This window comes from Halopseudomonas maritima (assembly GCF_021545785.1).
Taxonomy (GTDB): domain Bacteria; phylum Pseudomonadota; class Gammaproteobacteria; order Pseudomonadales; family Pseudomonadaceae; genus Halopseudomonas; species Halopseudomonas maritima.
This window is the reverse complement of record NZ_CP079801.1, coordinates 3560758-3575367: the sequence shown is the minus strand read 5'-3', so window position 1 is coordinate 3575367 and position 14610 is coordinate 3560758. Positions and strand designations below refer to the sequence as shown.

13 protein-coding genes are annotated in these 14610 nt (G+C 62.3%); 10 read left to right on the top strand and 3 right to left on the bottom strand.

The features are described from left to right. Positions 1-118: 118 nt before the first annotated feature. Positions 119-997: an AraC family transcriptional regulator gene (locus tag HV822_RS16540; protein WP_238871362.1), complete on the top strand. Its 879-nt coding sequence runs from the start codon at positions 119-121 to the stop codon at positions 995-997. Here HV822_RS16540 and HV822_RS16535 read toward each other — a convergent pair. From HV822_RS16535 to HV822_RS16525, 3 genes are all read right to left on the bottom strand, one after another. Then, positions 990-1625: a LysE family transporter gene (locus tag HV822_RS16535; protein ID WP_238871361.1), complete on the bottom strand. Its 636-nt coding sequence runs from the start codon at positions 1623-1625 to the stop codon at positions 990-992. The genes HV822_RS16540 and HV822_RS16535 overlap by 8 nt on opposite strands. 78 nt (positions 1626-1703) lie before the next feature. Then, the gene (locus HV822_RS16530) at positions 1704-2015 is read right to left on the bottom strand and encodes a ribbon-helix-helix domain-containing protein (protein WP_096004767.1); all 312 of its coding nucleotides are present in this window, start codon (positions 2013-2015) and stop codon (positions 1704-1706) included. Between the two features lie 35 nt (positions 2016-2050). Continuing rightward, positions 2051-2632, bottom strand: a complete 582-nt coding sequence (locus HV822_RS16525; protein WP_238871360.1) for a DJ-1/PfpI family protein — start codon at positions 2630-2632, stop codon at positions 2051-2053. A 359-nt stretch (positions 2633-2991) separates the two neighbouring features. Here HV822_RS16525 and tssA point away from each other — a divergent pair, with 359 nt between their 5' ends. From tssA to HV822_RS16480, 9 genes are read left to right on the top strand one after another with little or no spacing between them, the layout of a single operon-like run. After that, positions 2992-4494, top strand: a complete 1503-nt coding sequence (gene tssA / locus HV822_RS16520; RefSeq protein WP_238871358.1) for a type VI secretion system protein TssA — start codon at positions 2992-2994, stop codon at positions 4492-4494. Then, positions 4494-4991, top strand: coding sequence for a type VI secretion system contractile sheath small subunit (tssB, locus tag HV822_RS16515; protein WP_238871356.1), 498 nt, complete (start codon positions 4494-4496; stop codon positions 4989-4991). The genes tssA and tssB overlap by 1 nt, the downstream gene beginning before the upstream one ends. A gap of 13 nt (positions 4992-5004) precedes the next feature. After that, positions 5005-6480, top strand: coding sequence for a type VI secretion system contractile sheath large subunit (gene tssC, locus HV822_RS16510; protein WP_238871355.1), 1476 nt, complete (start codon positions 5005-5007; stop codon positions 6478-6480). After that, positions 6480-6908, top strand: coding sequence for a type VI secretion system baseplate subunit TssE (tssE, locus tag HV822_RS16505; RefSeq protein ID WP_238871354.1), 429 nt, complete (start codon positions 6480-6482; stop codon positions 6906-6908). The genes tssC and tssE overlap by 1 nt, the downstream gene beginning before the upstream one ends. 2 nt (positions 6909-6910) lie before the next feature. Next, positions 6911-8689, top strand: a complete 1779-nt coding sequence (tssF, locus tag HV822_RS16500) for a type VI secretion system baseplate subunit TssF (RefSeq protein WP_238871352.1) — start codon at positions 6911-6913, stop codon at positions 8687-8689. Further along, complete coding sequence (gene tssG, locus HV822_RS16495; protein ID WP_238871351.1) at positions 8653-9666, top strand: type VI secretion system baseplate subunit TssG; 1014 nt, start codon at positions 8653-8655, stop codon at positions 9664-9666. Before tssF ends, tssG begins: the two co-directional genes overlap by 37 nt. After that, positions 9663-12143 carry a type VI secretion system ATPase TssH gene (tssH, locus tag HV822_RS16490; protein ID WP_238871349.1) on the top strand — a complete coding sequence of 827 codons (2481 nt, stop codon included), beginning with the start codon at positions 9663-9665 and terminating at the stop codon, positions 12141-12143. The genes tssG and tssH overlap by 4 nt, the downstream gene beginning before the upstream one ends. Next, positions 12130-13665 (top strand): sigma-54 interaction domain-containing protein, encoded by a 1536-nt coding sequence (locus HV822_RS16485; RefSeq protein ID WP_238871347.1) that lies wholly within the window; start codon positions 12130-12132, stop codon positions 13663-13665. Before tssH ends, HV822_RS16485 begins: the two co-directional genes overlap by 14 nt. A gap of 57 nt (positions 13666-13722) precedes the next feature. Then, positions 13723-14574 (top strand): DMT family transporter, encoded by an 852-nt coding sequence (locus HV822_RS16480; protein WP_238871346.1) that lies wholly within the window; start codon positions 13723-13725, stop codon positions 14572-14574. The last annotated feature ends 36 nt before the right edge of the window (positions 14575-14610 follow it).

Genomic DNA, 14610 nt, shown 5'->3' with positions numbered 1-14610 from the left:
CTCTTGCGTCGACTTGCAGATTGCTGCGGTTTATTTAGCCCTCAGACTACCCGCCTATTGGCGCGTACCACCGGCAGGCTTACCATGCACAACAGACAACGGTACGGCGAGCAGCACGATGACAGACGACAGGTTTGAGGTATTTGACAGTCTGCGCCAGCACAACGCCCGCCTGCTCAACCATGCGCAGTTGGGTAACGGCACGGGGCTGGCTGCCTGGTACAACGAGCAGGACCTGATTGCACTGGAAAATGCCGACCACCACACCCTCAGTCTGTACACTGCCGACGGCTATCAGTCTTACTTCAGGGCTGCCGACGGCTGGCACAATGGCGGAGGGCCGGACCGCCTCTGCCTGCTGCCCCAGCAGTACAGCTCCACCTGGGACATACGCGGCCCACTGTCTTTTGTTCACCTGTATTTCACCGATCAACACCTGCGCCAACTGGCTGAGCAGACGTGGGATCGCAGCCCGTTGAACCTCAGTGTGAATGAACGGCTGTTTGCCGATGACCCGCAGATTGCGCTGCTATACCGCCATTTCCTGCTGCAGGCCAACTGGCACGACAACAGCGACCAGCTCATCCTTAGCAGCGCCAGCAACCTGCTGCTGAGCCATGTGCTGCGCCACTACACCCAGGTCAACTGGCAGGTACCCGGCGTTACCGGCGGCCTGGCGCCGCATCAGCGTCGGCGCGTCTTCGATTACATCGAGGCGCATCTGGATCAGCCGCTGCCACTGGCTGAGCTGGCAATGCAGTGCCAGCTCAGCGAGTACCACTTTGCCCGTATGTTCAAACGCAGCGTCGGTTTGGCGCCCCACCAGTACGTGATGAACCGCCGTCTGGCACTAGCCTGCGAACTGCTGCGTAACAGCCAGATCAGCCTGCTGGAGATCGCCCTGCGCTGCGGTTTCAGCTCAGCCAGCCACTTCAGCAACCGCTTTCGCCAGGCAATGGGCGTCCCCCCTTCAGGCTACCGAAGCCGCGTTAGCTGACGCCGCGTCTTACCAACGTCAAGGCCCCCGCAGCACCTGCAAACAAACCCGCGAAGGTGCGATTCAAGGCGCGCTGCTGGCGCGGCGAGCGCAACAAACGTAATAGCCTGGCCGCAAGCCCGGTGTAACCGGCCATGACAATCAGATCAACCGCGATCATGGTAGCGGCCATAATCAGGTATTGGGTGGCCAGCGGCTGCTGCAAATCGAGAAATTGCGGCAGTACCGCCAGCATGAAAACCACCGCCTTGGGGTTGCCGGCATTGACCAGAAACCCACGCAGCAACAGTCCTCCTGGACGGGCGGCAAAAGAGCCTGACAAGCTGGCCGTATCCGGGGCCGCAACCGGAGCCCGCCACTGACGCAGCGCCAAGTAAAGCAGATAAAGCACACCAAACCACTTGATCAGGGTAAAGGCCAGCGCCGAGGTTGCCAGCAAGGCCCCTACCCCGGCGGCAACCACCGCCACCTGCAACACCAGGCCAAGCTGCAGCCCCAGGGCCGTCCAATAGCCTCTGGCAAAGCCGTAATTGAGCCCACTGGACATAGACGCAATGGCGCCAGCACCTGGCGACAGGCTAATAATCCAGCACGCCAGAACAAAAGCCAGCCAAGTATCGAGCGACATGAAATATCCCGCCATGCATATGAAAACGGCATCCTAACAGGATGCCGTTGACCACCAACCGTACAGCTGAGCAGCAATTCAGCCTTGTGCTGTACTGCGCCCCACCAGCGCCAGTGGCACCACGCGCGCCTCGCGCTGAGCCAGATAACGCGTGCAACTGACGCGCAGAAAGGAAGCGAAGTTGACCACCTCTCCGCGCAGCTCCATGACCTCGTCGTAGAGTTTGGTTATCAGCTGATTGGTGGTCATGCCGTCAACCTCGGCAATTTCCTGCAGGATGTCCCAAAACTGGTTTTCCAGTCGCAGCGTGGTCACCACCCCACGGATGCGCAACGAGCGCGAACGCGACTCGTACAAAATAGGATCAGCCTTGACGTAGAGTTCACACATATTGCTCTCCTGCCGCCGTTGACGGACTACTGCACTTACAGCTCGATACGCGCACCGAGCAGCTTGACGAAGGCCGCCAGCCAACGGGGGTGAGACGGCCAGGCAGGTGCTGTTACCAGGTTGCCCTGTACGTGTACCTGATCGGCCGGGATATCGATGTAGGTCCCGCCAGCCATGCGCACGTCAGGCCCGCAAGCAGGGTAAGCGCTGCATTCGCGGCCTTGCAGGATACCTGCCGCCGCCAGCAGTTGCGCACCGTGACACACCGCAGCGATCGGCTTACCGGCAGCATCAAAGCCCTGCACAATCTCAAGCGCCCGCTCGTTCAATCGCAGATACTCTGGCGCCCGCCCACCGGGCACCACCAAGCCTACGTAGTCCTCTACCTTGACGCTGGCAAAGTCAGCGGTCAATGCAAACAGATGGCCAGGTTTTTCGGTGTAGGTCTGGTCACCTTCAAAGTCATGGATTGCTGTCTTGACGGTATCACCGGCTGCCTTGTCCGGGCACACCGCATCAACCTGGTAGCCGAGCATGGTCAGCGCCTGAAACGGCACCATGGTCTCGTAGTCTTCAGCGAAATCACCAGCCAGCAGCAGAATCTTCTTGGTCGACACGTCGCATCCTCCATGCGTTTGAGTAAGACCCGATGATGCACCCAGGCCGTGCTCGGCGGGTAACAGCGGAGTACTACACCCGGTAAATGATGACTGGCGCACAGATAAGGCAGGTCTGAAGTGAGGATTAAAACCGTACAAACAGCCTAAAAAACCAAACATAAGAGATTGCTTTTAAACAATAAAAATAAAAAACAACGATTTCAATCGCGCCGATCTGCTCGGCAGGTCGCCAACCGGTTCACAGCCTGCGCATTTGCTTGGCCGACGCAGCCCGCCATAGCATGCGCGGGCAAACCAGGCATCAGGGTTTGATGGCGAACAGGACGTATCGCCAGCCACCGGACAGGACCGTCAACATGTCGCAAGCAGCCAGCCCAAAGCACCCCAGCACCAGCGCGGACAACGCGAATCTGCGCGGCACCGACGAGTTTCTGCTACTCGAGCGCGAGATTGGCAAACTGACCTCACTGCACACCGAGCAACCTGACTGGCAGCAGGTTCAGCGTATTAGCGCGCAGCTACTCGCCGGCAGCCATGACCTTCACCTGTGCTGCTGGCACAGCCTGAGCGGCCTTCAGGTTCAAGGCAGCAGCGCACTTATAGATGGCCTGCAAAAGCTAACAACGCTGATCAACAACCATTGGCCTGAGAGCTATCCACAACGACCTCGCGGGCGCCTGGCAGCCCTCAGCTGGCTGCACGGACAGTTGGCCTCGCACGCCAGTCTGATCAACACCGAAGAGCCGTTGCGCGGCCACCTGCAAACCAGCCTGCAGCAGCTGACCAACGCCCTGCTGGCAATAGACGCAGAGCACGCCAGTCTCTATCAGCAACTGGCCGACCAATTAGAGAGCCCCGAGCCGCCAGCAACAGCACAGCCAGCCGCTGCCCCGGTGCCAACAGCCAGCACACAAGCCACTGCGCCCGCCAGCGACAACAGCCCGATCAGCAGTGAACGAGAAGCCCTGCAGCGGCTGCGCCGCCTGCAGGACATGGCTGCCCCACTGGTGCAGTGGTGGCTGAGCGAGAGCGGACGCGAACAGCACGCCCTGCGCCTGATGCGCAGCCTGAGCCGCGCCAGTCTGGACAATGTGCCGGAACACGACGATCAGGCCATCACGCAACTGCGTCCACCGCCGGCCGAGCGCCTGGCCTACTACCACCAACAGATCACCAACGGCGATCACCGCCAGTTACTGCACGACATCGAGAACAGCCTGCGCCGTGCGCCCTTCTGGCTGGATGGCCACCACCTGGCCTGGCAATGCTGCCAAGCCCTCAATGCCAACACTGCTGCCGACGAAATCCTGTTGCAAGTGCAACAGTTACTGCGCGACCTGCCCGGTCTGGAACAGCTGAAATTCAGCGACGGCAGCCCCTTTGCCAGCACTGCGACCCGCCAATGGCTAGCCGCCAGACAAGAAGGCTCCCGCCGCCAGCCGGACGAGGCATCAGCCTCCGCCAGTAGCGCTCAGCCGCTGGAGGTGCTGCAACGTGAGGGTTTCGCCGCCGCCGCAGCTCAACTGCACCAACAACTCGGTAGTCAGCCCGGCGAGCGCCCGCGCGTCATCGCCCGTCTGGAGCTGGCCCGCCTGCACCTGCACAGCGGTCAAACCGAGCAGGCCCGCACTTTGCTTGAGGGGTTGAGGCAACAAATGCAGCACAACCAGGCGCTGGCGCTTTGGGAGCCAGCGCTACTGATCGACACCCTGCAATTGCTGCAGCAAAGCTGCGCCAACCTGCCCCGCGATAAAACCAACCAACAACGCCAACAGGCTCTGCAGCAGCAGTTGGCCTGGCTGGACATTGAACACACCCTCGAACAGGCCGTCCGGCCTGCCATGCAAGGAGAGCCCTGATGGCCAAAGACAGCAGCGTCGCCCCGCGTGAGCGCGTCAACGTCACCTTCACACCCAACACCGGTGACGTCCAGCAGGATGTCGAGCTGCCGCTCAAGCTCGTGGTGCTGGGCGACTTCACCCAGCGTCAGGATGAGCGCAGCATCGAACAGCGCAAACCAATCGCCGTCGACGCCGGCAACTTCGACGACGTACTGGCCAAACAGGCGCTGTCACTCGCCTTCACCGTGCCCAACCGCCTGCAAGATGACAGCGGCAGCGAAGACGAGTTGCCAGTGCAACTCGATATCCAATCAATGCGCGACTTCAACCCCGCCAGCCTGGTTCAGCAGGTGCCGGAGCTGCGCCAGCTGATGGAACTGCGCGAGGCACTGGTGGCCCTCAAGGGGCCGCTGGGTAATACCCCGGCCTTCCGCCGCGCAATCGAAGCGCTGCTCAATGACGAACAGGCCCGCAGCCAGGTTTTGGCTGAGCTGGGCCTTGCCGACAACGCCTGACCGGAGCCACCCCATGAGTATCCAAGCCGCCGTACAGCAAAGCACCAGCCAGAGCAGTGATAGCCTGCTCGATCGCGTCATTGCCGAAACCCACCTCAACCCTGAAGACGAATCCTACGCCATTGCCCGTCGCGGCGTTTCGGCCTTTATCAGCGAGCTACTGAAACCGCACAACCAGAGCGAGCCGGTAAAAAAAGCACTAGTCGACCGCATGATTGCCGAAATCGACAACAAACTCAGTCGGCAGATGGACAGCATTCTGCACCACCCCGATTTCCAGCAACTGGAGTCCGCCTGGCGTGGCCTGAAACTGCTGGTCGAGCGCACCGACTTTCGCGAGAACATTCGTCTGGAGCTGATCAACGCCTCCAAGCAAGACCTGCTCGACGACTTCGAGGACAGCCCGGAGCTGGTCCAGTCCGGCCTGTACAAGCATGTCTACACCGCCGAGTACGGCCAATTTGGTGGCCAGCCAGTCGGCGCCATCATCGCCAACTACCAGTTCGGCCCAGGCACCCAGGACATCCGCCTGCTGCAACAGGTTGCCGGCGTGGCCAGCATGTCCCATGCCCCCTTCATCGCTGCCGCCGGCCCCGGCTTCTTCGGCCTGGACAGCTACACCGGCCTGCCCGACCTGAAAGACCTAAAGGATCACTTTGACGGCCCGCAGTTCGCCAAATGGCAAGGCTTCCGCGAGAGTGAAGACGCCCGCTATGTTGGCCTGACGCTGCCGCGCTTTTTGCTGCGCACTCCCTATGACCCTGAAGACAATCCGGTGCGCAGCTTCGCCTACCGCGAATCGGTCAGCGACAGCCATGAGCACTACCTGTGGGGCAACACCGCCTTTACCTTTGCTACCCGCCTGACCGACAGTTTTGCCCGCTACCGCTGGTGCCCCAACATTATCGGCCCGCAAAGTGGTGGCGCAGTAGACGACCTGCCGCTGCACCACTTCGCCAGCATGGGCGAAATCGAAACCAAGATCCCGACCGAAGTACTGGTATCTGACCGCCGCGAGTACGAACTGGCAGACGCCGGTTTCATCGCCTTGACCATGCGCAAGGGCAGCGACAATGCCGCGTTTTTCTCCGCCAACTCGACACAGAAGGCGCGCTTCTTCGGCAATAGCGAAGAAGGCAAAAACGCCGAGTTGAATTTCCGTCTCGGCACTCAGCTGCCCTACCTGTTCATCGTCAACCGGCTAGCCCATTACCTGAAGGTGCTGCAACGCGAGCAGATCGGTGCATGGAAGGAGCGCACCGACCTTGAGCTGGAGCTGAACAAGTGGATTCGCCAGTACGTGGCCGACCAGGACAACCCCAGTGCCGAAGTCCGTGGCCGCCGGCCACTGCGCGCCGCCGAAGTGCAGGTGCAGGACGTGGCCGGGCAGCCAGGCTGGTACCGCGTCAGCCTCAGTGTACGCCCGCACTTCAAGTACATGGGGGCCGACTTCACCCTGTCGCTGGTCGGCAAGCTGGATCGTGACTGATGACAGCCCAGCCCTATGGCACCCTGTTCGAGCGCCTTGGCGGCAAGGTCGAGGCGCGCCGAACCCAGTCACGCGAGGCCAGTGTCAGCGCGTCCATCGCCAACCACTTGGCGCGCCTGCTCAGCACCCGCGCCGGCAGTGTGCAAATGCTGCCGGACTACGGCCTGCCAGAGCTGAACGACATGCGCCTGTCGCTGCACGACACCCGCCAACAGGCCCGCGCCGCCATCGAGCGTTTTATCACCCGTTACGAGCCACGCCTGCAGCAGGTTCGGGTGGTCAGCCACAGCAACGGCGACGACCCCTTGCACCTCACATTTGATATCCACGCGCGCTTGAACATGGCCGAGTTACAACACCCCGTGCGCTTCTGCGTGCAGCTGGACGGGCAGGGTCAAACCCAGGTAGAGCAAACCGGAACGCACTGAGCATGTCTTTCAATCACTATTATCAAAGCGAACTCAGCGCCCTGCGCGAGCAAGGCCGTCACTTCGCTCAGCGCAACCCTGCGCTGGCCCCCTATCTGGCCAGTAGCAGCAGCGATCCGGACATAGAGCGCCTGCTCGAAGGGGTCGCCTTTCTGACCGGCCGACTGCGACAGAAGCTGGACGACGAGCTACCCGAACTAACCCACTCGCTGATGCATCTGCTATGGCCCAATTGCATGCGACCGCTGCCGTCCTTTGCCATGTTGCAATTCGAACCGCTGAAACGCCCACAACCGGAACTACTGGTGCCCGCCGGCACCCCTGTTGAATCGCGTCCGGTTGATGGTGTGCGTTGCCGCTTCCGTACCGCCGGCCAAACCCGGCTACTGCCGCTAGACATTCAGCATGTGAGCTATCACAGCCACAGTCTGGGCGCACGCCTGGAGCTGCGTCTGGGAATGACCGCTGAAGGCAGCTTGCAGGATCTACCGCTGGAGCCCCTGCGCCTGCACCTGACCGGCGACGAGCATGTCAGCCGCAGTCTCTACCTGCTGCTCGCCCAACACCTGCAGGACATAAAAGCTCAGGTACTGGATAACGACGGACAGCCGCTAGGCAGCGATGGAAGCAGCCTGCACCTGCCCGGTAGCCAGCTGCAAGCCGCAGGTTTTGACGCTGGCCAGGCGCTGCTGCCCTACCCCGACAACACCTTTGCCGGCTACCGCCACCTGCAGGAATACTTCGCCTTTGCCGAAAAATTCCTGTTCGTCGAGCTAACCGGCCTGTCCCAACTACAAACGCAGTCCGGTGGCGCAATGAAAACGGCCCGCGGCCTGCGCCTGCAACTTGAACTGCGCCACCCAAGCTGCCGGCAGATCAACCCTGGTCGTGAACACCTGCGGCTGCATTGCGCCCCCGTGGTCAACCTGTTTGCCCACGACGCGACGCCCATACGCCTGGACGGCCGGCAAGACCAGTACCTGCTGCGCCCGGCGGAGCTCTCCGGCGAACACTGCGGCATCTTCTCGGTGGACCAGGTCACCGGCTGGAAACCGGGTGGCATGGGCTACCGCCGCTACGCGCCGTTCGAGTCATTCGAGCACGACCGACGCCTGGGCAACGGCGAGCCAGCACCTTGCTACAGCCTGCGCCAATACCCATCGCTGCTTGGCGATAACCCCGACAGTTATCTTTGCTTCGCACAGCACAGCCAGGACCAGCAGGAAACCCTCTCGGTCGAGCTGACCTGCACCAACCATCACCTGCCAACCCGTCTGGCGCAGGGCGATATCTGCCTGCCTTGCGATGGCACCCCCGAGTTCGTCCAGTTTCGCAATATCGGACGGGTGACCCCCAGCTATGCGCCGCCGCTGCAGGAAGATGGCATGTGGCGACTGATCAGCAACATGGCGCTCAACTACCAGAGCCTGGAAGACATCGGCGCCCTGCGCCGCGTGCTCGGCTCCTATGACCTGCCACGTCACCACGACCAGCAGGCCGCCCGTATCAGTCAGCAGCGACTCGACGGTCTGTTGCAGGTAGCGCACCGCCAGGTCGCCCGCTTGCAGCAGGGGCTGCCACTACGCGGCATTCGCACCGAGCTGCAGCTGGACGCCGAGCGCTATAACGGCGCCGGCGATCTGTACCTGTTTTGCTCGGTGCTCAATGAGTTTCTGGCTCACCATGCCTGCCTCAATACCTATCACGAACTGTCTGTCACCACGCTACAGGGGGATGCCTATCAATGGGCGCCGCGCATGGGCCTACAGCCCCTGTTTTAACCCGCCTGCAGCGGGACATTCAGCATTACAGCCTGTACCAGGCACTGCTGCGTCTGCTCGACCAGTTGCAGCTGCAGCACCCCGACCTCAGCCCCGAGGCTCTGTACCGGCGCATCAGCTTCAGCGCCAACCCGAGCCTTGGCTTTGCCACCCGGGATATCGAGCTACTGAGCTTCGAGCACCGCGACGACGGCCTCTACTGTCACCTGCAGCTGAACCTGATCGCTCTCAGCGGCGCCGCTTCTCCGCTGCCTGCCAGCTACGTCGAACAGGCGCTGGGGGATGACGCCGGCAGCCGCAGCATCCGAGACCTGTTGGACCTGTTCAACGACCGCCTGCAACGCCTGCTGCTGCCGATCTGGCAAAAGTACCGTTATTACAGCCGCTTTCAGGGTGGCGCTATCGACCAGCTCTCCCAGCGCCTGCTGGCCAGTGCTGGGCTGGATTACGACACCCCGCATGCGTGCCTGCAGCCGCGCCGCCTGCTGCCGTATCTGGGCTTGATTGGCATGCGCAGTCAGTCAGCCGAACTGGTCTGCGCCGTATTGCGCTACTACTTCCGCTACCCGCATATCGAGCTACAGCAGTGCCTGCCGCAACGCATCGACATCCCAAGCGAGCAGCTGTGCCGGCTCGGCCAGCAGAGCAGCAGCCTGGCAGACAACTGCGTACTAGGCCGCAGCGTAATGGATGGCAGCGGCCGTTTTCGCGTGCGGCTTCTCCAGCTCGACTGGAATGACTTCCACCGCTTCCTGCCGCCCGGGCAGGACCATCAACCACTCTGTGCACTGCTGGCGTTCGTGTTACGCACACCCCTGCAGTACGACCTGCAACTGCACTTGCGTCGCGACGAGCTACGCGAACTGCGCCTCGGTCAGCACACCCCCTGCCGCCTTGGCTGGACCAGTTGGCTAGGCCAGCCGGCCGATGATGCGCACATTCTGCTGACGCCCCATATGAGAGACACAGCCCCATGATCAACCTCGACCTCCATCAACTGGTGCGCCTGCTCAGCAACGACCTGCGCCGCGATTTGGAAGCCGCTGCGGCGCACTGCCTGCAGCGTGGCGGCCACAGTGTTCAGCCAGAAGATCTGCTACTGAGCCTGCTGCAACGGCCAGACAGCCTCTTGCAACGAGCATTATTGGCCAGCGGCCAAGAGCCAGACGCTCTGAATAACGCCCTGCAGCTCTCCGGCTCGGGCAACGGGGAGCCACGCAACCCGGTGCTCTCCGCCGCCCTGATCGGTTGGCTACAGCGGGCCCTGCTGCTCGCCAGCACCGAACTGCAACAACGCCTGATCGACCAGCGCGCCTTGCTGCTGGCCTGGCTACGCGAGCCCCCGACCGATCCCCAGCTGCTGGCCGGGCTGGATGCAGATCAACTGCAGCAGCTCGCCGACCAGACCCACAACACCGAACCCGCCGCCAACCAGCAACTGCTCGACGAATTCACCCAGGACCTGACCCGCCAAGCCGCCGCCGGCGAGCTGGACCCCGTGCTGGGTCGAGAAAGTGAACTGCGCCAGATGATCGACATTCTTTGTCGCCGCCGCAAAAGCAACCCGGCCATTCTCGGTGAGGCAGGCGTTGGCAAGAGCGCACTGGTCGAAGGTCTGGCGCAGCGCATCATCGCCGGCACAGTGCCCGACACCCTGCGCGATTACCGGGTTCTGTCACTGGATCTGGGCCTGCTGCAAGCCGGCGCGGGCATGCGCGGTGAACTGGAGCGACGGCTGCAGGGCGTGATCAGTGCAGCCTGTCAGCCCGCCTCCCGCATCATTCTGTTTATCGACGAAGCTCATACCCTGATCGGACACGGCGGCGACGCCGGTACAGCCGATAGCGCCAACCTGCTGAAACCGGCACTGGCTCGCGGCAGCCTCAAGGCCATCGCCGCCACCACCTGGAGCGAGTACCGCAAACACATCGACAAGGATCCAGCACTGGCTCGCCGCTTCCAGCCCATCATGCTGCATGCTCCGAATATCGCCCAGGCCACCACCGTACTGCGCGGGCTGGCTCCGCGTTACGCCGCCAGCCACGGCCTGTACATCTCCGACGCGGCAGTGGTCGCCGCTGTCGAGCTGGCCGCGCGCTACCTGCCGGACCGGCAACTGCCCGACAAAGCCATCGACCTGCTCGACACCGCCTGCGCCAGAGCCAGAGTCAACCTGGCCTGCCCGCCACTGGCCGTTGACCAGCTGGAGGCGCAGATTCAGCAGTCCCAACGGCACAGCAGCGCACTGGAACAAGATCACCAACGCGGCTTAGCCGTTGAGCTAGCGCTACTGGACCGCCTGCAAAGCGCGCAGCCAGGCGCACAGCAAAAAGCCCAAGCCCTGCATGACAGTTGGGACGCCCAGCGCGCGCTGGCCCGCCAGTTAACCCAGCCCGGTGAACAGCACGCGGCCACCCGCGCAGAGCTAATCGCATTGCAACAGCAGACACCGCTGGTCAGCGCCGAGGTGGATAGCCGCGCGGTCGCCGAGGTCGTCAGCAGCTGGACCGGCATCCCGCTAGAGCGGCTGCAAGGCTCTCGCAGCGAGCAAATCGCCGGTTTTGCCGAGCAGCTTGGCCAGCGCCTGCATGGTCAGAATGAAGCCATCGCCGAGCTGGACCAGACTCTGCGCGCCGCCGCCCTCGGTCTCAGCCGAGCAGATCGCCCCAGCGGCGTGTTTCTGCTGATCGGCCCCAGTGGCGTCGGCAAAACGGCCACCGCCGAGGCCATTGCCGAGCTGCTATACGGTGGCGCGGACTTTCTTACCATCATCAACATGGGCGAATACCAGGAGCCCCATAGCCTGGCACGGCTAATCGGCGCACCACCCGGCTACGTTGGCTACGGCGAAGGCGGCCAGCTGACCGAAGCGGTGCGTCGGCGGCCCTACTCCGTGGTGCTGTTGGATGAGGTGGAGAAGGCGCACCCGCAGCTGCTCAACCTGTTCTACCAGATTTTTGACAAGGGCATTGCCAACGACGGCGAAGGCCGTGAGATCGATTTTCGCAACACCCTGATCCTGCTGACCTCCAACCTGGCCAGCGAGCAGATCAATCAGCTATGTCAGGGTGTGCGACCGACGGCAGAACAGGTGTTGGCACAAATCGAGCCGACTCTGCGCAGCTATTTCAAGCCGGCACTGCTGGCGCGCATGCGGGTGCTGCCCTACTTGCCGATGGATAACGACGCCCTGGCCGCCGTTGTGCGTCAGCGCTTGCAGCGGCTTGAAGAGCGACTGGCAGGCCGCCAGCTGAGCCTGCAATACGACCCCGCGCTACCGGCCCATATCGCCAGACAATGTCAACGCGAAGGCGGCGCACGCCTGGTTGAGCGCTGGATAGAACGGCACATTCAGGCGCCTATCGCCAATCAATTGCTATCGCTCATGAACGCAGTCAGCTGCATTCATGTTCACTTGGAAGACGACGGAGGCATCCGGTGTGACCTTGCTTGAATCGCTTAGTCTGCCCGACAGCACGCACCCGCTCACCTGCGCAGCACCGTTGCTGGCCTGTCTGGCCCAGCTGGCCAGCGAGCCGCAGCAGCTGCAGCAACAGCTGCTGGCCTGCGCCAGCCAGCTGACCCAATGCCCGCTGGCGCAGCTCTACCTGCTGGACAAGACGCATACCCGGCTGCACCTGAGCAGCCAGTGGTTTGACGGCGCCCCCCTACACTGCAACATAGGTGAGGCACCCACCAATTGGTTCGAGCAACAGCTGCTACAGTACTGCCTGACCCAGAATCGCAGCCTGAATCTGCGCGACCTTGACCACAGCCTGTACGCCACGCCCTTCCTGCCCAACAGCGCCAAGCCCTGGCACAGCCTGCTGTGCGTGCCGCTACAAGATACCAATCAGCAGCTAGCCGGGCTTTTGCTGCTGGCAAAACAGCAAGGCGATATTGCTGATGCTCTGACTGAACCGGTGCGCCACCTGGGCGGTATTGGCCTGGGCCGCCTGCGGCTATTGCAACAACAGCAAGACCTCCAGCAATGCCAGCACAACGAGCCGGCGCCACCCAATAGCCAACCGGAGCACGGCAGCTTCGGCCTGATTGGTCAGAGCCCCGCCATGCAGCAGGTTTACCGTTTGATCAGCAAGGTGTTACACAACCCGGTGACCGTTCTGATCGGCGGCGAAACCGGCACCGGCAAGGAGCTGGTAGCCCGCGCCATTCATGACTATGGCTCGCGCCGCAGCAAGCCCTTTGTTGCACAAAACTGCAGCGCGCTGCCTGAGCAACTGCTGGAAAGCGAGCTGTTCGGCTACCGCAAAGGCGCCTTTACCGGCGCCATGCAAGATCGCACCGGGCTATTTGACGCAGCCGACGGCGGCACCCTGTTTCTTGATGAAATCGGCGATATGCCGCTGGCTCTGCAGGCCAAATTGCTACGCGTATTGCAGGAAGGCGAGATTCGCCCGTTGGGCAGTACCCAGAGCCACCGGGTAGACGTGCGCATCCTCGCAGCCACCCATCAGCGCCTGCATGAGCAAGTGCAGCGCGGCCTGTTCCGCGAAGACCTTTATTACCGACTAGGGCACTTTCCCATCAACTTGCCACCACTGCGTGACCGAGGCAGCGACATCCGCCAGCTGGCGCTGCAATTTGCCGTCGATACCTGTACCTTCCTCCAGCGCAGTCCCTGTCATTGGAGTGACAGTGCCCTTGCCTATCTGGCCAGTCATCGTTTCCCAGGCAATGTCCGCGAGCTAAAAGGCCTGATTGCCCGCGCCTTGCTGCTGTGTGACGGCAACCTGCTACTGCCTGAACACCTGCAGCTGCCGGACACCCCGCAGCACGCACACCGCCTGGGCCTGCGCGAACAGCTGGAAGCGCTGGAGCGCAACTTGCTGATCGAAGGGCTGCAGCTGCACGGCGGCAATCAGACATTGACCGCCCAAGCCCTGGGGCTACCACGTCGTACATTGCTTTACCGCATGCAGCGCCTGGGTTTGACATCAGCCAGCACAAAGTAGCATTGCATTATCAGGTATATGAAAGGCATAACAGGGCGGACTCAATGGGAGCGCCAAATGTCTGCAACACGCCTGACCTTTCTGACCACCCTGGCCATGCTGGCCTTCGCGGGCAACTCGGTATTGTGTCGCCTGGCGCTGCGCGATACCGAGATTGACCCTGCAACCTTCACGACCTTGCGCCTGACATCTGGTGCCCTGGTGCTCTGGGTGCTACTGCACTGGCCCGGCCGGCAAGCTGCGCTCACCGGTGGCAATTGGGCCTCTGCTGCCGCCCTCTTCGTTTACGCCGCCGCCTTCTCTTGGGCCTACATCCAACTTGACGCTGCCACCGGCGCCCTGCTGCTGTTTGCTGCCGTGCAAGTCAGTATGCTCAGCATTGGCCTGCTGCGCGGCGAGCGTCTGAGCCCAGTCCAAAGCGTAGGCTTTGCTCTTGCACTAATCGGATTGGCTGCCCTGCTGCTCCCCAGCGCCAGCACCCCGCCGGCACTACCGGCTCTGAGCATGCTCGCCGCGGGCGTCGCCTGGGGGCTGTATTCGCTACGCGGGCGTGGCGCAAGCAACCCGCTGGCCGCCACCGCCGGTAATTTTGTCCGCGCAGTACCGCTGGCTCTCGGCCTGTCGGCACTCGCTTTGCCCTGGCTAAGCGTGGATGCCAACGGAGCCCTTTACGCCCTCGCATCTGGCGCTATCACCTCAGGCCTCGGCTACGCCATCTGGTACGCTGCACTCCCCGGGCTGCGGGCCAGTGCCGCCGCCAGCGTGCAACTGAGCGTGCCCGTCATTACTGCCGCAGGCGGTCTGCTTCTGCTGAACGAAGCGCCCAGCCTGCTACTCATGATTGCGTCGTTGGCCATTTTGGGGGGCATCGCACTGGTGATCGGAGGGCCCAGAGCAGCCAGTCGTTGAGGCGCCTGCCGGCTTCGTGCAACATAGCGAGGCCGC